We start from the raw sequence: 19,093 nt of genomic DNA on the forward strand, positions 1-19,093 counted from the left end.
CCATTTCAGCCGGGAGTTCGCCAAGAATCCCAGCGCCGTTTGTTCCGATCTCTCTGCGGCAGCAGCGCGCCAATGTTATCGGCCCACACTTCCAGCGAACCGTCGCCGGGAACGCGCAGATCATATTGCGCGGGCGGCGTAAAAAGGGCGACTGCGTCTTCGTCTTGATCCGGTTCGACTCGGTCGACCCAGATCAGAAAATCAGGCTGGACGGCCGCGCGCGTCTCCTCGGTGGGACAGACCAAATCCGCGACGGCCGCGCCGCCCGCTTCCGAGACGCAGTTGCACAGCCATCCGATGCGGCGGGCCTGCTCGACTTGATCTTCCAGCGAGAGGCCGAGCCCTCTCGCGATGTTGGCGCGAAACTCGTCTCCGTTGAAATAGACCGCATCGAGTCTTTGGCTGAGCGCTCGCGCCAGCGACGTTCTGCCTGCTCCAGGCAAGCCCATGATGAGCACTTTCAAAAACATTCTCCCGAAGATCTCATCGCTTGGGAAAGAATCTTAATCGCAGCGACCGCCGCACGTATTTCCCATACATTTCCAGATTGCGCTGTCTTTTTGTTCTCTCGGGAGAGGCGGGAGCCGCATCATCGAGAGAAAAGCGCCCGCGATCAATCGACACAGCGGCGGCGCTTTGCCGAAGACGGAAAGGAGGATAGATTGAGACGTCGCGTCCCTCCGGCGGAGAACCTGCTCGCATGGAGCGCTGAGCGCCGGCGACGAAGGGGACGGAAAAGAGGAGGATGCCTATGAAACCTACGAAACTCCTTGGATTCTTGATCGCTTCTTCGCTTCTTGTCGGATTCGAGCCTGTCGCCGAAGCTGCGCCGGCTTCAACTCCCGGATCCGCTACGGAACTCGTCGCTTCCGACGGGCTCGTCGTTAAAACCGTGACTCGCGCCGGCGTCGCGCACAGATCTGCGCGGCGGACTTCGCGCCGGGTCAGTCGCCGGCACGGCTATTGATTCATTTCAACGACGCATGAGGAACAGGCCGCCGCAGGACGGTCTGTTCTTGCAAAGCGCACTTCGGTGATCTCGAGCGGCTGCTTATCGGACGGATGGCTCCATGCGCTCGAAAACGCTCGACGGGTCCGCTTGTTTTCCACGTTTGAAATTGATGCTGGCGCGACTTTCGATCCTATGGAATCATTCGACATCCGCGAGGCGAGGCAGGCGCGCGATCGGCGTTTCCACGGTTTGCGTTTACAAATTTGAGCAAAGCATAGAGCTGCGAAGGGGGACGCCAATGCGCTATATTCTTGCTGCGGTCGTTGTTTTTGCGATCGGCGCGCCCACAGCTCAGGCCCTGCCGAGCGTCGCTTCGACGTCGGTTTCCGCATCGCGGGCGGCATTCATTTCCCCGATCGCCAAACGCGCTCCGGCCAGGTCGCATTCCTCCCGCCGCAGCAGGAGCAGCGCCGGCGGGATACATCCGCTGGTCGGCAGCGGCGATTATTGATCAATCTATCGTCACGGTGATCGGCTTCGACGCCACAGGCGCGAGAGAAAGACGCGCCTCTATGCGATGAGCGCCGGTCTTCATGGGCCAGAATACGGTCTCGTCGCTTCTCGCCAGCGCGAAAGGCTCTCCGTCGACCATCCACAGGATCTCGACATCGGGCGCGCCGGCCTGGAGTTTCAACGCCAGCTTGTTGAGCCGCGCCGGCTGCTCGGGATTGCGCCAGACATGCATATTGTGCTCGGGCGTCGCGATGTCGAGCGATATCGCGCGGGTTGCTGCGGCGGCCGGGCGCTGCGGGACCAACGCCGCCTCGCCGCCGATCGCTGAGCTTTGCCGCCCGAGTTCCTGCGGCGTCGCCCATTCGCGCAGCGTTTGCGCGCACAGCACGCCGGCGTCGCTCTGGCAGAGCTCGACCGAAACCCGTCCCGGCGGCGGCGCGAAACTCTCCTGCGTGATTTCGCCGGGCTTGGCGCCGTGCAAATGGCCCAGAACCGCATGGGCGAGGCGTGCGGCGGAAGCCGCGCCGCCGACGCCGCGCATGCCGCCGGCGTCGCCGCGGCCCATCCACACCCCGACGATGAAACGTTGCGAAAAGGCCAGCGTCCAGGCGTCGCGATAGTTCTGCGACGTGCCCGTCTTCACTGCGACGGCGAAAGGATATTCGAGCGGCCCGTAGCGCGGAAAGGAGGGCAACCGCGCCTGCGGGTCGGACAGGAACGACGTGATCAGCCTTGCGCTGTCCTGCGACAGCAGTCGCCGCGGCGCATGCGAGACTTGCTCGCGCGCAAAGGAAAGATCGCGCATCACGCCGTCGTCTGCGAGCATCGCATAGGCCCGCATGAGATCCTCGAGCCGCGTCGGCAACGCGCCGATCGCCATCGACACGCCGAAACTATCCGCCGGCGTTTCGAGATTATGCAGGCCGAGCTCGTGCAGAAATTCGAAATTGGCCTCCAGCCCGGTGCGGCGCAGCAGATTGGTGGCGGGCACATTGCGCGAATTGGCGAGCGCCTGGCGCGGCGTCAGCGGCCCGAGGAACTGCCCGTCCGCGTTGTTTACGCCGGAGGCGCCTTCCGGAACGTCGTCGAGAAGATCGGTCGCCTTCAAGGCGCCGCGTTCGAAAGCCAGCGCATAGATGAAGGGCTTCAGCGTCGATCCCGGAGAACGCGCGATCCGGGTGAAATCGAAGGCGCCGGCCTGCGGGTCATCGTAGCCGACCGAGCCGACGTCGGCGATGACGGCGTTTGCGCCGCGTTCGGCGACCATCACCGCCGCCTGTCTTGCTCCGGCGCCGCGAAAGAGCGCGAGATAACGCCGCGCGAGCTGCGCGACATGTTCCTCGACGCCGAGATCTATCGTCGCATTGATGCGCGGCTCGAAAGAAGAAGCCGCGCGCAGACGCCCTTCGCGCACCAGATGTTCATAGCGCAGCGCGAGGTGCAGCATGTCCGGGCGGCGCTTGAGCGTCGGCGGCCGCATCGCGGCGAGTTCGCGAAAGGCGAGCGTCGCCTGCGCTTCGTCGAGCGCGCCCTCCTTCGCCAGTCTTTCGATGGCGCGGCGCGCGCGCGACGCAGCGAGCCTCAAGCCTTCCTGCCGCGCGATGTTCATGCGCCCCGGGGCTTTCGGAATCGCCGCCAGCAAGGCGGCCTGCGCCCATGAGAGATCGTCGAGCGGCTTGTCGAAATAAAAACGCGCGGCATGGGCGACGCCGTGGCTGCCATTGCCGTAGGGCGCGATGCGCAAATAATGTTTCAGCGTGGCGTCATGGCCGTTGTGTGCGAGAATGGCGAGGCCCGTCGACGCTTCCCGGATCTTGTTCGCAAAGCTTCGCGGCCCCGGCGCCTGCATGCGGGCGACCTGCATGGCGATGCTGGAGGCGCCCTCCAACCGGCTGCGCCGCGTAGCGTTGGTCCAGACGGCGCGCAGCACGGCGCGCCAGTCGACGCCGGGATGGGCGTAGAAGCGGCGATCTTCAAGAGCCAGCGTCGCGCGCATGACCCGCTCGGGGATCGCCTGCAGCGGCCAGAAACCGTAATCGACCTCGCCGTTCTCGCGTCGCCCGTGCGCGATCTGGGTGATGAAAGCGCCATTGCGGTCATAGACGATTTCAGTCGCGCGAGGCGCGGCGAGAGCGGCCCGGGAAAGCGCGTCCCACGCCAGAAAGGCGCCGCCGCCGATTATGGCGGCAAGCGAAACAAGTCCGAACGCGGCCAGCGCCCTGCGCATGGCTGGAGGAACTCCAGTTGGAATTGAACCGGAAATTCTCCACGCTTCCTTGTTTGATCGTGTTTTCTTCACGCGAACCGGCATCCACTTCGCTCGAAAACCCTCTATTTCGAGATTTCGATGCGCGCGCCGGCGCTCGATCCGCGCACGCCTTTTCGGTACATGGTCTCGACCAGCGCCGGGGGCTCGGTATAGACCCCTGCGGTCTGGGCTTTCAGCCTAAAGGCGAAACGATAGGTTCCCTTCGGCAGGAAGTCATAGGCGTAGAACACCCGGTCGTCGCCGAAGCTGACCCAGGTCGGCGCAAGAGTCGGCGCGCTGGAGGGCTGCGCCTCGGCCGGTGCCGTCGCAATATTGGGGTTGAGCGGTTCGTAGCCCGCGGCGAGCGGCAGAGAAATCGCGACATGGGTGCGATCCTGCGGATTGACGACCTCGGCGATTTCCTCGATCACGTCGCCGACCGACGCTCGGATTGCGGCGTTCTGCGCTTCGAGTTTTTCGGGAGCGGCCCCGCTCTTGATGCGCCAGCTCCCCCGCGTGATCGCAAACCCTTCCGAAACCGGCTCCGCCAGCGCGCCGGGCTGCTGCGGAACATAGCTGGTTTCGATCAGGGCGATCAGCGGCGCATTGGAGCTGTTGGCGATGGCGAGCGGCGCGGCGCTGGCGTCGACATGACGCGCGACCGGCTGGTTGGCCTCGATGATCGCCTCCTTCGACGCCTCTCCCGAGGCGAAGGTCACTTTGATCGGGTTCGCAGGCCGCCGCCAGTATTGCGCCAGCGCCGTGATGGCGGCGCTGTCCGCACGGGTCTCGCCCCAGCCGTCGCCCTCGCCGAGCCGCAGCAGGGCCTCGCGCAAAACGGCGGCGCGCGGATCGGAAGGCGCGGCGAGCGCCGCTGCGCGCAGGATTTCCGCGAGGCTGCGGGTCTCGGAAGGCAGAATGATCGGCGCCCCGGAGTCGGCCGCCTGGCCGACGTAGACCTGCGCGCCGTTGCGCATCGCGAATTTCACCCGGCCCCACATGGTCTCGGCGAGCGAAGAGACGACGCGCGGATCGACTTTCGGCAGAGACGCCGCCGCAGCGGCAAGCTGCGCGACGCTGGCATTGGGGAGGAAATCGGCCCGCCGCACGAATTCCGCCACGTAGGAATCGTCGAGCCGGCCGCCTTCCGCGAGCGCCGCCAGCGCCTCGGCGCGCTCGCGCATCTCCTGGCCGTCGAGCAGCCGGGGATAGTCTGAGCGCAGCGAAAGTTTGAGAATATTCGCCAGCCGGTCCATCAGCGTTTTATCGACCGGCTCGCCCGCGCGGTCGGCCTCGGTGAGAAAAGCGTAGGACCAGGCGGTGAGCGACACGTTTCCGCGCGCGCGCGGCCAGAAGGCGACGAGGCCGTCGTGGTCGACCGCCTGATCGATCTGTTGCGCCGTCGATTTGACATTGGCGGAAAGACGATCCTCCAGTCCGGCGGCGGCGAGAATGGGGGCGAAGCTTTTCAACGCCAGTCCCGCGCGCGCCAGCGACAGGCGCTGCTCGGTGCAGCCATAAGGATAAGCGACCAGGGCGTTGAGCCCCGCGATCAATTTGACCAGCGCCGGATCGGCGGCGACGACGGCCGTTCGCGACAATGTCCCGGGCCGCGCCGCCTCGCCGAGGGCCGCGACCGTTTTGGTTTCGCCGGGCGCGATTTCGACGATCTCGTAGCGGCGGGTGGGCTCGCGATCCGGCTTTACGGCCAGGTCGACCTCGACCGCGTCCTTAGCGTGGTCGGCGTCGCGCTCGATGCGGAAGCGAAGCTTGGCTTCCTGTTGCGCATCTTGTGGAACCTCGGCGCGAAGATCGACGCGCACGGGCTTGTTCTGCGCCCATTCTATTTTGCGGCTCGCCTCGCCCTGCAGCTTCAGCCCATTCGCCGCGATCGCCGCCTTGCCCGAGCCCCCCGGCCCTTCGACGATGCGCGCGACGAGACCGACATCGAATGAATCCCCCGCGCGGGCGAAGCGCGGCAGGGCGGGCTGCGCCACCAGCGCCTGGCGGATGAACATTTCACCGCCCGCGGCGCCGAAGCGATCCGGCCCGCTCACCGCCTTGGCCCGCAGCTTGAAAACGGTCAGCGTATCGGGCAGCCGGACCTTTATCTTCGCCGCGCCATCGGCCCCGACCTTCACGCTCGGCAGATAGATCGGAACGGGCGTGAAATTCTTGCGCACGGAGATGTTGTTCTCCGCGCCCCATTCCTGCAGATCGCCGTCGCCACCGGCGATCTCCTCCAGCGGGATCACTCCGAAAGCCATGTTGCGGGTGTCTCGCGCCGCCATCTTGGTCTCGCGCGCGACGATGAAATCCGGCAGCGGATCGAGCGGGCGCTCTTTTGCGAGCGACAGCACCGCCTGATCCACCATCCAGAAGGTCGCTTCCCCGGCGAGGGGTTTTCCGGCGTCGTCGGAAAGCCGCAGCGTCACCTCCACCTCGTCGCCCGGACGCGCCTGGGAGGGATGCTCCAGCTTGACGTTGACGATGTTTTTCACCGGCGTCACCTCGATCCATTTGGTGGCGGCGATGGTGACGGGCTTGCCCTGGTCGAAATTGGCTGCGGGCTGGGGCGGACTGTCCTTGAGCCTTCCGCGCATGATCAGGAAATGCACCGCGAGCTTCGGCGTCTGCTCCTTCTTCAGCGGAACCGCCAAACGGCCGAAGCCGTTGGCGATGTCGACGAAGCTGTAATCATAGAGTCCGTTCGGCTGCTCGATGATGGCGAGCGCGCGCGCAGTCTGGAACGGCGATTGAACGATCAGCGTCGCGACTTCGCCGGGAGCATATCTATCCTTGTCGGAAGTCACCGTGGCCGAGGCCGCCGGCGGGCGCGAGAAAGTGACGGGCGTATCGCCGCCGACGAAGAAATCGACGCTCACCTGCTGGCGGCGCTTCAGGCGGTCATAGGCTTCGAGCTGCACGATATAGACGCCGGCCTCTTTGGCCTGGAGCTCGATCTTCTGCGCCTCTTTGGCGCTCGCGATTTTCCGCTCGAAGATGATGTCGTCCTGCGCCTGTGTGACATATTTGGCGGCTCCCAGCGCGAAATCGCTGGCCTGCAGAGTGGATATCCAATTGCGGCGCATGAAGCGCAAGGTCATCTCCAGGCCTTCGACGGCCTCGCCCTTGCCGTTGACCGCGATCAGCTCCGGCGTCACGACGCCGGGCCGCTCGACATAGCGCGGCGTCTTGACCCCGAGCACGAAGGGAGGCAACGCAATGACGTTCTGCACATTGCGGACTTCTATGCCGTCGTCGCCCGTCACCGTCGCCTCGATCGAATATCTGCGCGGCTGGGCGGTCGGTTCGATCGTCGCGTCGAAGGTCATGCGCGCGGCGCCGCCCGCGTCGGTGCGCTGGTCGCGCTCCAGCACGGCGCTGGATTTGAACTTGCCTTCGCCCGAGAAACGGGCGTCGGTCGAGAACAAAAACCCCTCGCGATTGGGCGGCGTGAAAATATGGGGAAATTGCGCGGCGCGCCATTTCACCGGACGGTCCGCGGCGAGGCCGCCGGCAAAATATCTCGCGAGCAGATCGACGTCGAAAGTTCCGTCCAGAGCCGCCGTCTGAGGCGCGTTGAGCACGACCTCGAAGGTCGGCAGGCGATAGGCTTCCTTCTTGAAGGAGAAACGTCCGCAGGAAATGTCCTGGTCGGGCCCGGCGTCCGCGGTCTCTTCGTCGTCGGAAGGCTTTTCGCTTTCTTCCGTTTTGGCGTCTTTGGCTTTGGGCTTGGCTTTCGGCGCGTCGGGCTCGAAACGCACGGCGTAATCGCCCGTCGCCGGGGTCTGCGCGTCGAATTTGTGATAGAAGCCGCCGCTCGAATCGAGCTTCACCGGAATCCGCCATTCCTGATTGCTCGGACCCGAGACGACGAGGGTTCCGCCTTTCTTGGGAAGGCTCAGGGAGCCGCCGCGGTAGATCCGCACGAAGCCCTTGATATGAGCGGCCTCTTCGGGACGGTAGATCGGCCGCTCCGAAAACAGATGGCACAGCGTCCGCGGCTTTTCCGCCCGCGGCGCATCGGCCTCGCCGGTCCAGGAGAGCCAGGGCGACTCCGGCCTGGACCAGTTTTCCTTGGCGTATTCGGACGGCGCGCTGTCGGGATCGATGACGAGGACGTCGAGACCCTTGCTGACGACCACCCGCCGCAGCTCGCCTGCGCCGCGGGCGCCGGGGCTCCATGAGAAGAACCCTGAATCGTCGGTGATGCCGCTCGCGAGCGAAACGAATTTGTCGTCCTTCACGCCCTCGATGCGGATCTGGGCGCCGCCGACCGGCTGCGCCGCGCTGAGCGAGGTGACGGCGAAGCGCACCCGCGTCGGCTCCTCGACGGCGGAAAGGGTCAGGTCGGTGACCTGCACGCGAATCCAGCGGCGCACGTCCTTGTCCACGGCGCGCAGGCCGACGAGATAGGCCCCCGGCTGATCCCGCCCGGCGATGCGCGCGAAATCCTCGCGCAGATCGAGCCCGAATTTGGCGTCGCCGCCATTGCGGCGGATCGGCAGATCGGCCAGCCGCGAGACGGCGGGCGAGCCCAGGGTCTTGATCCTCTCCTTGATTGCCTCGGCTTCGATATTGCCGCTCTCCGACCATCGCTTGGGCTCGGCGCCCGGCAAAGGCGGCGCCTGATCGTCCTGCGTCTCCACGCCCTGCGCCGGGAAGGGCCAGAAGTCGCGCGCCAGCGGATCTATCGCGTGGATGCGAATGTCGGCATGGTCGTAGCCGCGCCCGCGCAAGGGCAGGAGCTGAGGGCCGAAGCGTTCGACTACGCCATATCCGGCGTCCCATTGGATCGCCGGCACGTCGCGCGTAAAGGCGAAACGCTGGACGAAAGCGGGACCGAGCGCGCGGCCGCGCTCGTCATGCAGCGCGCCGGGCGCCAAAGCGAGCTCATAGACCTTGTCGGAGAGAAATCTTCCGCTGATCTTCAGATGCGCGCGATCGGCTTCGACCGCGAGATCGTCTACCGGCGGCGTGAAGCGCAGGGCGTTGCGCGCGCGCTGGATGTCGAGTTCTTCCGGCGGCGCCGAAAAGCTCAGCGTGATCCGCCTTCTCGCCGCAGGGGCATAATCTGGCGCTTTTACGGCGCTGTCTTCGTCCTCGCCGCGGGAAACAGGCTCGGGCGCGTTGGCGGCGCAGCGCAGCACATCCGGATTTTTGTCGTCGCTCCAGCCGCGGCCGCAAGTCGCCTCGGTCACGGCGAAGGGCGGCGCCGTGCGCAAGCGCAATTCATAGGTCTCGTCGTCGAGCCCCGGCTCGTCCGAGAGCTTGAGGCGCAGGACGGCGACCCGTCCATCGGCGACGGGTTCGTGGAAACGCAGGACATAGCTTTGCTGCTTGTCGCGTTCGGCGCGCTCGAGCGGGCGGATGTCGTAGGCTGAAGGACTGAGGAGCTGTCCCCCCTGCGGCGAAACCCCGGGAGAGGGCCGCAGCTCGATCGTCAGCAGCCGCGCCAGGGAGGCGGCGTCGACCGGCTGCGCGAAGACGAGAGCGATCTGCGTCAGCTCGGCCGGCGGATCGGCGTCGGCCGTGGGCTGCGTCGAGACAGGCGTCGGCAACAGGGCGACGAGCCTGGTTTCGGCGCCGCCCGATTTCACGCTGTAGCGGGCGAGCGGCGTCCAGGGTTCGGCCGGCCGGAATTGCAGGGCGCGCGGCCCGAGCCAGCGCCATTCGCCCGGCGGCGGCGGCGTAATCGTCGCGAATTTGTCGGGCGCGTCCTCCGGGCCGCCCGCCTTGGGGCCGGCGTCGGAAGAAAAGAAGATCGTCAGCGGGTCATAGCCGCGCAAGAATCTGTCGGGAGCGAGTCTGGCGCCGTCGGAGCGCTGAACGCGGTCGAACACCGGCGGCGTTTCGGCCCGCAAGGGTTGCGCGAAGCCGAGCGCCGCGCAGAAGGCGAGCAGCAGGATCTTTCTCATCGCGGAGCCCGTCGGTTTCTGGGTCATTTCCTGCCGCCTTTTTTCATGCCGGCTTTTTCGAGAAGCGCCGCCACCACCTCGTCCGGAGGCGCGGCCGGAGGGGGCGACAGGCCGAGGATCGCCGCGCGGATCGTGGTCGCGCCGGCGTCGGAGGGAGCGCGGGCCTCCAGGAACCAGCGTCCCGGCGGGAGCTTTTTCATCATCGCCACCCCTTCGGCGACGGTTTTGCCCTCGGCGTCGAGCAACCGCGCGAAGATGCGGTCGGGCTCGGCGCGCAGGCCGACGCCGATGTCCCCGTCCCGTTTGGTCACGAAGGTGAAGAGGGCGCTCGAGCCCGGCGAAACGGCGACCGGATCGTTGACGCCCTCATGCGCCTCGATCGCCGGCTGAGCCGAGATTTCGAGCGTCCCCGAAAGCGCCCCGCCGTCATGGGCGGCGGCGATTTCGAGCGTCGTCTCGCCCGCGGCGGCATAATGATGCAGGTCCACGCCCGACGCGAAGGCGAAAGTCTCGCGCCTGCCATTCTGGGTGAGCGCCGCAAGAGCGGGCGCGCCGCCGGTGGCGCTGATGAGCGCGGGCGTGTCGAGCTTGACGGAAAAGCGCATGGCGGCGCCTTCCAGCCTGACCCGCTGGGGCGGCGTCAGCGCGACCGTCTGCGCTTGCGGCCAGGGCGTCTTGCCGTCACGTTCGATCCAGGCGACGACAAGTCCGGGAGAAAAGGCGAGCACGGCCTCCCCGGGTCCGTCGAGCGCAATGTCGCGCCCGCGCGCGATGCGCCCGCTCTGCGAAACGAAAGTCGCCTCCGCGCCCAGGACCACGAGACGATCGCCGGGCTTGGCCTCCAGCAAGAGCGCGCGTTCGCCGGCCGCCGGGAAAAAGCGGCGCAGCAGAGCGCCCGGCGCGAGCTTGGTCGTTTCGCCGGTGGCGCGGGCGATGCGCGCCGGCGCCGGCTCGGCGGAAAGATTGGCGAGCCAGACCCGGTCCGCGCCCGCCGCCACGCGCGAGACAGCCGCGCCGTCGCCGAAGACGCCGGTCCCGCCGGCGAAAGCGGCGAGGCCGGGGCCGAGATCGAGGGCGAGCGCTGTTTGCGATTTTTCGAGATCGACCGGCTGCACGCTCATCGGCGGGATGACGCCCGCATAGAGCGCGCCGGCGGAGACGGGCTCGCGCGTATCGAGATCGATGGCGCGCAAGGCCGCGCGCATGGACGCGCCAGGGTCGGCGTTCCAGAGCAGCGGCTCCTTGCCGGCGGCAAAGGCCAGCGCCGCGCCCTTTGCGACGCCCATCCCCGCGCCGGCGTCCAGCGCGGGCTGCGCTAGGGAAGACCGCGCCAGCCAGAGCCGGGTTTTATTCTTCGGGGGAGCCAGCGCCGGCAGTCGTACGCGCTCGCCTTCCTGAAGATCGAGCGCGACTTCCTCGCCGCGCCAGGCGAAGGCGTCGATCCGGAGAGGCGCCTTGCAGTCGCCGCGCGCGACCAGCCACAGCGACTGGGATTGCGGCGCCAGCGGCCCTCTCTCCCGCCAGCGCAGCGCTTCGCCCGGCGTCGAGCCGGCCGCGAATTTGCCGGCGAAGGCGGCCGTGACCAGCGCTGCGTCGGGGGTCGCGACCTTGGCTGCGCAAAGGGAGGTTCCTTCGACCGGCTCCATAGCGACCTCGCCGGGGGCCCGTCCGCGCCCTTCGACGACGCGGGCCACGACGTCGATTTGCGCCTGGGCGTCCCCCAGCGGCCACAGCAGCACGCGGAGCTCGGCTTTGTCCCTGCCGGCGGGCCAGGCGACCGCCGGAGCGCGTCCGCGGTCCATGCCGATCAAGCGCCACGCGTCGCCCTCGCGGCGCTCCACCGCGAGCGCCACGTCGGCCTCCGAGCGCGCGGCGACCAGCGCAAGCGATCCTTCGGGCGTCGGGGCGAGACGCAGCGCATGGGCGCTCGCGCCGGAAAGGCGCGTTCCGCCCTTCGCCTCCAGCGCGCCTTCGTCTTTTTCGGCGGGCAGAGCGAGGCGGATTTCGACGCCGGAGGGCTCGGTCTCGCCGTCGGCGCCTTCGCCGTCCTGCGCCTCGGACTGATCCGAGGATTCTTCGCTGCTCGCCTCCTCCTGCGCGGACGATCCCAGGCCTGCGCCGAGCTCCTCCAGCTCGAGCCGATAGGCTCCGGCGGGGAGACGCCGCGACAGCGCGAGGTTCCAGTCGTCGGGTCGGGGCTCCAGGCGCTCGACCGCTTCGCCCGACGCGGTCTTCAGGACGCCGATGGTCTCGATGTCGCCGAAGCCGGAAATATCGACGATCCCGTCCGCAGCAAGCGAAAATTCGAGCTGCGCCGGGAGGTCGACGCGGCGCGTGGCGCCCGGCTGCAATTGTTTGGAAGACAGGGAAATCTCATAATCGAGCCGGTCGTCATGGGCGAGACTGCGCGCTTCGACCCGGTAATCCCCGGCGCCGAGCTTGCCCTTGAAAGGCCGGTCCCCGGCGGTCCTGCCGACGCTTTCGTCGCCTTTGAAAATCTCGCCGATCATGCCTTCGCCGATCGACAGCTCGACGTCGGCGTCGCCGTGGAGCGCGAAACGCCAGACATCGGGCGCGCGGGGGGCGTCTTTTCCCTGCGGTTCGCGCCATTGCAGCTTTTGCGCCGCCTCGAAAGGAAGGGCGTGAGGCCCATGACCCTCGAGCGCCGGCGGCGCCGGGACCGGCGCGAGCCGCGCCACCACCCGCCCCTCGACATCTTCCGGGCTGACGACGAGACGATAGGCGCCGGGGTCGAAATGCTGCGTGAGGGTCTTCAGCGTTCCCGGCGCGGCGAGAGGCCAGCCTTCCGCGTCTTCGAGACGGGCGCGCCAATCATGCGCGAGGCCGAGAAGATCGAGCCGGTATTCGCCTGCCCGCGTGATGTCGAATGGTATCGCCGCGCCCTCGCCGGGCCGCAGCGTCGCGCGCGCCACGCCTTCATCGACGATCTTCGCCGCCGCCGCGAGGGCCGCCGGCGCAACGCTGAGGCCGAGATGGCCGGCCGACTCCTCCGCCGTCACCGCCGCGCGGTAGGCGCCGGCCCGCAGGAAGGTGGTTACGAGGCCGTTGGCGCCGGGGCCGTTGGCGTCGCCTTGTCCGAGATTGGGCGAGACCACGGCCCCGATCCGCAGCGCCGTCTTCATGCGGCCCAGAGTCTCCACCCGATAAAGCCCGCCCTGCGCGACCTCGAACCGCGCTCGCCGGGTCTCGTCCCGCGCGAGATCGAAAAAGGCTGGACGCCCGACCGCGAAAGCGAGCGGCTTGCCCTTCTGCGTCGTCTCCGCTTCGTTTTTTTCCTCCGGCGCGGCCTCTGGAACGAAAACGAGGCCGATGGCGCGGGAGGCCGTCGGGGCCGCGATCTTCAAGGTCGCAAGACGCTGCTCGGCTTCAATTTTTTCGTCGAGGAGCGTCGTCCCGATCACGGCGTTCCCGTCGTCGCGCGCGACGATGCGGCCTTTCTGCGGGATTCGCACCGGCAAAGCGATCTCCCGCCCCGCGTCCTGCCGCAGGGCGAGCGGGGCTTTGGCGAGTTCCGCCGGCAGCGCGACCACGCGGGGGCCCGTCAGCAATTGCGGCGCGACATTGGCGAGGATCAGATAGGCGCCGTCCCCTTCGAGGTTTTGGGCGCCGAAGGATATTTGCGCGCGGGCCGGAGCTGGGGCGGGCGGCGGCGCGCCGAGGCCCGGCGGGCCGAGCTGCACGTCGACGACGCCCGCGGCGCCTTCCTTGGGCGTGAGTTTCAGAAAGTAGAAGCCGGCCTGAAGATCATAACGGGTCTTATCCTTGCCGTCGGCCGTGGGGGCGAGCTGGCCGAGCGCGGGTTCGATGGCGGCGTCGAGCGCGACGCCTTTGGCCTCGATCGCGACAGGCCCGTCCTGCGCCGCCTCGAAAAGGATCGAAGTCGGCCCGAACAGATTGAACTTGCCGCGCCAGGGGGCGCCCGCGCCGATGCGGGGCGCGTCCGAAGCGATGACGCGGGCCTTGCCGTCGGTGTCGAGGCGGGCGAACAAAGCGGTCGCCGGCGCCTCGTCGCCGCCTTCGCCGGCGAGGTCGAGGAAGACCAGATGCGGTCCCGCGCCGCGGAAAGTTTCGTAATTCGATTGGCGCAGGGCGCTGAGCGCGAAGGCCTGGCCTTCATAGCCCGTCACTTCCAGCTGCGCGGCGGTCTTGCCGTCCCCGCCGAGGCGCAGAACGACCGCGGGTTGACGGCTTTTCTTGTCGATCGCCGCCATTTGCCGCGAAGCGCCCCGCCTCGCCTCGATCGCGGCCGACGCCTGCTGCGGCAGATCGAGCCGGAAGGAATCATAGCTCGCCGGCGCCTCGAAACGCGCGATCCCGAAAGCGTCGATCACGCCTTGCGCCGCTCCCGCGGCGAGCAAGGCCGGAGTATCGAGCCGGATCAGGAAAGGCTGGGCTTTGGCGCCGTCGCCCCAGGTCAGCGGCTCGCCTCCATAGGCGGTGACGACATAGCGCCCCGGCGCCAGCGCGCCCTGAAGCCGCAGCCTGGTCATGAAGCGACCGGGCCTCGTCTCTGCGGCCGCACGCTCGAAAGCGAGGTCGACCAGCTCGCCTTCGGCGTTCCAGACCCGCAGATCCTGCAGGGCGCGGCCGATCGCTTCGATCGCTACGGGGCCCTCTGCGGCGGTCTCGAGCGCATAGGAGCGCCGCTGGAGGTCGCCGAGCTCGCCGCTCAAAACCTTGCCGGCGGCCAGAGTCGGGGCGCCCGGCTCGGCTTCGACGAAGGGCAGCGCGGAAAGCGCGGTTTTTCCCGAGGCGTTTTTCCGCGCTTTGACGCGCAGCTTGTAGACGCCCTTGTCCAGCAGCGCGTCGATGCGGCTGTCGCGGACGCCGTCCGAATCCGAGGAGTCGAGCGGGCCGGCGATCATGTCGACGAGCTCGATGCGCGCGCCGGACGCGTTTTTGGCGCGGATCGAATAACGGCCGGGAGTGGGAATGGAGATCAGACTGTCGCCGTCCTGCCCGCCGGCCAATTCGCGCGGCGCAATGTCGACCGCTTTCGGCGCGGCTGTCCCGGCCGGAGGTTTCGCGGCCTGGTCGCGGGCCGCGCCCAGCGCGCCGGAAAAGGAAAAAAACGCAATCGCCGCCGCACAGGCGCTAAAAACAGGACGGCGCATCGAGCCCCCCAAAGTCGCCAAATAAAAAGAGCGGTTTGCGTCCCGCGCCCGGGGCAAGCTTAATCTGAAATCGGCGCGATGAAAGCTCTATTCGTCGGATCCGAGCGGTTTTCCTTCTCAAAAATCGGCGCCGCTCGCGCGTTGTGCTGGACGACAAGCTCGACCGCATTACCTAACCGTTATCGCCGCAGCCGCGGTTCTTTCGCCGGGACGCCGCGACGCCGAAATTAAACATGGAATTTCAATAGGAGGGGACGCTGTCGGAAGATCCCATTCCCGGACCGGGCGTCGATATCGATCGCCAGCAACTGGGGCGCGACCAGCTGATCGCGCTTTTGCGCGATGTGACCGAGCAGCGCGACAAAGTGGTTTCCCAATTTGAGGCGATGGCTCTTCAGGTGAACGAGGCCACCCGGGAAATCGACGACGCCATGCTGGTTGCGGAGCATAACGCCAGGAAGGCGGAAGAGTGCGAGCATCGGACGCAACAGGAGACCGCGCGCGCCAACGCCCTCGCGGCCGAGCTCGAGGAAGAACGCCGCACGCGCGTCAAGATCGCCGCCGAATTCGCTCATTATCGCGATGTCGTGCAACATGCGCCGGTCGATGACCCGTGGGGCCAATTGGGGCGCGCCGCCTCTCAGATCGTCAACGATCGGGTGGCCTGGGCGCGGGCGAAGATTCCGCCCGACAGCCCTCTATTGCCCTGGTTCGACCGGGCGGTCGAACTCGCCAAAACCGCCGGGCGCCAGGCCTGGAAATGGGGAAAGGCCTTTTATCTCTGGGCGAAGCCGCGCGTGATCGAAGCGTGGAAATGGCTGCGCAGCGAAATAGCTCGAAGGATGAGCCGGGAATAGAACGCCCTCTCCATTCGGCCTCCGGCCCGCGCGCGTCAGAGCGAGGCCGCGTCTTTTGGTCGCGCCGCCGCAACCGAAAGCGTCGCCGGACGTTTACGCGATAGGCTCGCTGCGAGCCGGACGCGTTTATAGAGGGGGCCATATGCAAAGGCATTTCGAAATTTTCGTCGCGGAAGCGCCTGACGTGCTGGCGGTTCATTGGGGATGGCCGATCGCGCTCGGGCTGATCGTGGCCGCGCTCGGTTTCGCGTGCCTCTGGCGCGCTCGGGCGGCGACCCTGATCTATGTGAGTTTTCTGGGGGCGCTGCTGCTCGTGAGCGCCCTCGCGGTGCTGCTCTTCGCCATTCTGCTCGCCGGCTACTGGACCGATTTCTTCATTCACGTGCTGTGGGCGGCCATGCTGGCGGTGGTCGGGCTCATCCTCGTCACGCGCCCGGCCATCAGCGCCGAAGCGATGACGCTGGTGATCGGGTTCTATCTCGTCACGACAGGCGTCCTATCGATCGGCTTCGCGCTTTCCGCCCATATCGAGGGGCAATGGGCCTATGCGCTCCAGGGCCTCGTCAGCGCGCTGCTCGGAGGAATGCTGCTCGCGGGCTGGCCGCTGTCCGGAGTGTGGGCGATCGGACTGTTCATCGGGGTCGATCTGATCCTCAAGGGCGCCGCGATCGTCGCACTCGGATTGCAGCTTCGGGCGATTTCGGAATGAACCGGCGAACCGCCGCCGTCGTCTTCGCAGGACGATCGCGATGAACCGACAAAACGGCCGCCGCGCTTCGGGCGGCCGTTTACCGATCCGTAACCATGCGCCGCGAGCCGCAACGCATTTTCGCCGCGCCGGTTCGCCGGTCTGAAGCCATCGCGCCCCGCCGGGGCGGACCGCTCACCGCGTCGCGCAATCTCCCCCGCAGAGGCTTTCGAGCACAAAGTTTCAAGAATTTTAAAGCTTTGCACGGTCCTATGGCAGACATGCAAATATGAGAGGGACGCAGGTGAAAACCTTGTTCTGGCTCCAGACCGGGGCTTGCGGCGGCGATTCACTCGCGATCCTCAGCGCCGAGGCGCCCAGCTTCGAGCAACTGCTTCTTTCTTACGGGATCGAGCTTCTCTGGCATCCTTCGCTCTCGCATGCGCCGGCCAAACGCTTCGACGCGCTGATCGAAGACATCGCATCGGGCTCGCAGAAACTGGACATTCTGTGCGTCGAAGGCAGCATCATCACCGCGCCGCGCGGCACCGGGCTGTTCGACAGCTACAAGGGCCGCGCGCGGATGGATATCGCTCGCAGCCTCGCGGAGCGCGCCGAATTCGTCGTCGCCATGGGAACCTGCGCCAGTTTCGGCGGAGTCCACGCGGCCAGCCCCAACCCCGGCGATTGCACGGGCATGCAGTTCAATCGGGCCAATCCGGGGGGCCTGCTGCCCGCCGGCTGGCGCTCGCGATCCGGGGCGCCCGTCATCAATATCGCCGGCTGTCCGGCGCATCCCCACGCCATGACGCAGACCCTGGCGGCGCTCGCCGAGGACATGCCGATCGCTCTCGATCCGCTCAATCGTCCGAGCGCTTTCTTCAGCATGCTGGTGCATCAGGGCTGCACGCGCAGCGAGTACCACGAATACGACATCGAGGACGCGCAGCTCGGCGGCCATGCCTGCCTGTTCTTCAATCTGGGATGTCAGGGACCGCTGACGCAGGCGGTGTGCAACGACGATCTTTGGAACGGCGTAAGCAGCAAGACCAGGGCGGGCGTGCCCTGCTTCGGCTGCACGGCGCCCAACTTCCCGCGCGAGGCCGATCTCTTTACCACCGCGAAGATCGGCGACGTCCCGCTTCGTCTCCCCATGGGGGTCGAGCGAGCCCGCTACATGGCCTACAAGAACCTCGCCCGCGCCGCCGCGCCCCAGCGCGTGAAGGACAAGGAGATGGACGTCTGACATGGCGCGCCTCGAACTCAACGTCAGCCTCAATCGGGTCGAGGGCGATCTCGAAATCGCCGTCGCGCTGGAGGACGGCGTCGTGGCGGAAGCCCGCACGATCGGCACGATGTATCGCGGCTTCGAGCAGATCATGATCGGCCGCGCCCCGCGCGACTCGCTGGTGATCACGCCGCGCGTCTGCGGCATTTGCGGCACAGCGCATCTTTATTCCGCCGTCCTGGCGCTCGAGAACGCCTGGCGCCTGTCGCCGCCGCCCAACGCCACGCGCATCCGCAATCTGTGCCTGATGGCGGAAGGCCTCCAGAACGACCTGCGGCAGACCTTTCTGTTCTTCTCGCCCGACTTCTGCACTTCGCGCTACGCCGGCGAGCCCTGGTTCGACGAAATGACGGCGATGTTCGAGCCGTTCCGCGGCGCGATCTATCTCGAAACTCTGGCCATGACGCGGCGGCTGGTCGAGATCGTGGCTCATTTCGGCGGACAATGGCCGCATTCCAGCTATATGGCTCCCGGCGGCGTCACCCTGCCGGCCGATTTGCGGCGCATCTCGGCGTGCCGCGCCGTGCTGCAGGAGGCCCAGCGCTGGTACGAGCAGCGCATCGTCGGCGCGCCGCTCGACCGCTGGCTGGCGCTGGACAGGGCGGAAGATTACCTCGCCTGGCTGGACGAGCCCCTCCATGCGGCGAGCGCTCTCGGCGCCCTCACCCGCTGCGCTCGTGCGCTCGGACTGCATCGCGCCGCCGCCGGGACCGGACATATGCTGAGCTACGGCTCCTGGCGCGATCCGCTGGAATCCTCGCCCGGAGCCGGCGCGTCTTTGCTTCGCTCCGGTTTTTACGACGGCGACGCCGGATCGGTCGCCCAGCTCGACCAGGAGCTGATCAACGAGCATGTGCGCCATTCCTGGTTCCGGCATTACGACGGCGGCAGACATCCCTGGCGCGGAGAAACCGTCCCGAACTACCAGCCGGGCGGCGATCGCTACAGCTGGGCCAAGGCGCCCCGCTATGGCGATAAGGCCGTCCAGACCGGGCCGCTCGCCGAACTGCTGATCGGCGGCGACGCCCTGATCGCGTCGCTCCACGCAATGGAGGGCGGCGGCGCCTGGCTGCGTCAGTTCGCGCGGGTGAGGCGCATCGCCTATGAGTTCTTTTACGCCCAGCGCATGCTCGACGAACTCGCGGCCGAGCCGCATGGCGAGCATTTCACCCCGCCCGCCGGGAGCAGCGAGGCCGACGGCGACGGATTCGGCCTCGTCATGGCGGCGCGCGGCGCGCTCGGCCACTGGATCGCGATTCGGAACGGCGTCATCGAGCGTTACCAGATCATTACGCCGACAGCCTGGAACGCCTCGCCGCGCGACAGCGCGGGCCTGCCCGGCCATTGGGAGCAGAGCCTCGTCGGCGTCACGGTGAAGGATCCCGACGATCCCATCGAAATCGGCCATATCATCCGTTCTCACGATCCCTGCCTGGTTTGCACGGTCCATATGCTGGACACCGGCGGCAAGGTCCATTTTGGCGCATAAGG

The 19,093-nt window shown here is 67.1% G+C and carries 9 protein-coding genes; 5 read left to right on the forward strand and 4 right to left on the reverse strand.

Annotated elements, in window-relative coordinates; genetic code table 11:
• Window positions 1–5: 5 nt before the first annotated feature.
• Entirely contained in the window at window positions 6–458 is a 453-nt protein-coding gene (locus H2LOC_RS14275) for an adenylyl-sulfate kinase (RefSeq protein WP_246207188.1), read from the reverse strand.
• Between the two features lie 792 nt (window positions 459–1,250).
• On the opposite strand from H2LOC_RS14275, the gene H2LOC_RS14280 reads away from it, so the two are divergent.
• On the forward strand, window positions 1,251–1,463 hold the full coding sequence (locus H2LOC_RS14280; protein ID WP_136497656.1) for a hypothetical protein: 213 nt from the start codon (window positions 1,251–1,253) through the stop codon (window positions 1,461–1,463).
• On the opposite strand, the gene H2LOC_RS14285 is transcribed toward H2LOC_RS14280, so the two are convergent.
• The 3 genes from H2LOC_RS14285 to H2LOC_RS14295 form a co-directional block, all read right to left on the reverse strand.
• Complete coding sequence (locus H2LOC_RS14285) at window positions 1,464–3,692, reverse strand: transglycosylase domain-containing protein (RefSeq protein ID WP_154331673.1); 2,229 nt, start codon at window positions 3,690–3,692, stop codon at window positions 1,464–1,466.
• A gap of 104 nt (window positions 3,693–3,796) precedes the next feature.
• Window positions 3,797–9,634 (reverse strand): alpha-2-macroglobulin, encoded by a 5,838-nt coding sequence (locus H2LOC_RS14290; RefSeq protein WP_484502534.1) that lies wholly within the window; start codon window positions 9,632–9,634, stop codon window positions 3,797–3,799.
• A gap of 23 nt (window positions 9,635–9,657) precedes the next feature.
• Window positions 9,658–14,769 (reverse strand): hypothetical protein, encoded by a 5,112-nt coding sequence (locus H2LOC_RS14295; RefSeq protein WP_136497658.1) that lies wholly within the window; start codon window positions 14,767–14,769, stop codon window positions 9,658–9,660.
• A 365-nt stretch (window positions 14,770–15,134) separates the two neighbouring features.
• Between H2LOC_RS14295 and H2LOC_RS14300 the strand changes: the two genes are divergently transcribed.
• From H2LOC_RS14300 to H2LOC_RS14315, 4 genes are all read left to right on the forward strand, one after another.
• Window positions 15,135–15,626 (forward strand): hypothetical protein, encoded by a 492-nt coding sequence (locus H2LOC_RS14300; protein ID WP_246206840.1) that lies wholly within the window; start codon window positions 15,135–15,137, stop codon window positions 15,624–15,626.
• A gap of 142 nt (window positions 15,627–15,768) precedes the next feature.
• A complete protein-coding gene (locus H2LOC_RS14305) occupies window positions 15,769–16,335 on the forward strand; it encodes an HdeD family acid-resistance protein (protein ID WP_136497660.1) in 567 nt (188 codons plus the stop codon).
• 268 nt (window positions 16,336–16,603) lie between these two features.
• Complete coding sequence (locus H2LOC_RS14310; RefSeq protein WP_202620470.1) at window positions 16,604–17,560, forward strand: NADH-quinone oxidoreductase subunit B family protein; 957 nt, start codon at window positions 16,604–16,606, stop codon at window positions 17,558–17,560.
• Window position 17,561: 1 nt separating this feature from the next.
• Entirely contained in the window at window positions 17,562–19,091 is a 1,530-nt protein-coding gene (locus tag H2LOC_RS14315; RefSeq protein ID WP_136497661.1) for a nickel-dependent hydrogenase large subunit, read from the forward strand.
• The last annotated feature ends 2 nt before the right edge of the window (window positions 19,092–19,093 follow it).

This window comes from Methylocystis heyeri, from assembly GCF_004802635.2.
Taxonomy (GTDB): Bacteria; Pseudomonadota; Alphaproteobacteria; order Rhizobiales; family Beijerinckiaceae; genus Methylocystis; species Methylocystis heyeri.

Excerpts from the sequence above, each read along its gene's own strand:
- H2LOC_RS14280 (WP_136497656.1), top strand. The coding sequence starts at position 1,251 with ATGCGCTATATTCTTGCTGCGGTCGTTGTTTTTGCGATCGGCGCGCCC.
- H2LOC_RS14285 (WP_154331673.1), bottom strand. The coding sequence starts at position 3,692 with ATGCGCAGGGCGCTGGCCGCGTTCGGACTTGTTTCGCTTGCCGCCATA.
- H2LOC_RS14290 (WP_484502534.1), bottom strand. The coding sequence starts at position 9,634 with ATGAGAAAGATCCTGCTGCTCGCCTTCTGCGCGGCGCTCGGCTTCGCG.
- H2LOC_RS14295 (WP_136497658.1), bottom strand. The coding sequence starts at position 14,769 with ATGCGCCGTCCTGTTTTTAGCGCCTGTGCGGCGGCGATTGCGTTTTTT.
- H2LOC_RS14305 (WP_136497660.1), top strand. The coding sequence starts at position 15,769 with ATGCAAAGGCATTTCGAAATTTTCGTCGCGGAAGCGCCTGACGTGCTG.
- H2LOC_RS14310 (WP_202620470.1), top strand. The coding sequence starts at position 16,604 with ATGAGAGGGACGCAGGTGAAAACCTTGTTCTGGCTCCAGACCGGGGCT.
- H2LOC_RS14315 (WP_136497661.1), top strand. The coding sequence starts at position 17,562 with ATGGCGCGCCTCGAACTCAACGTCAGCCTCAATCGGGTCGAGGGCGAT.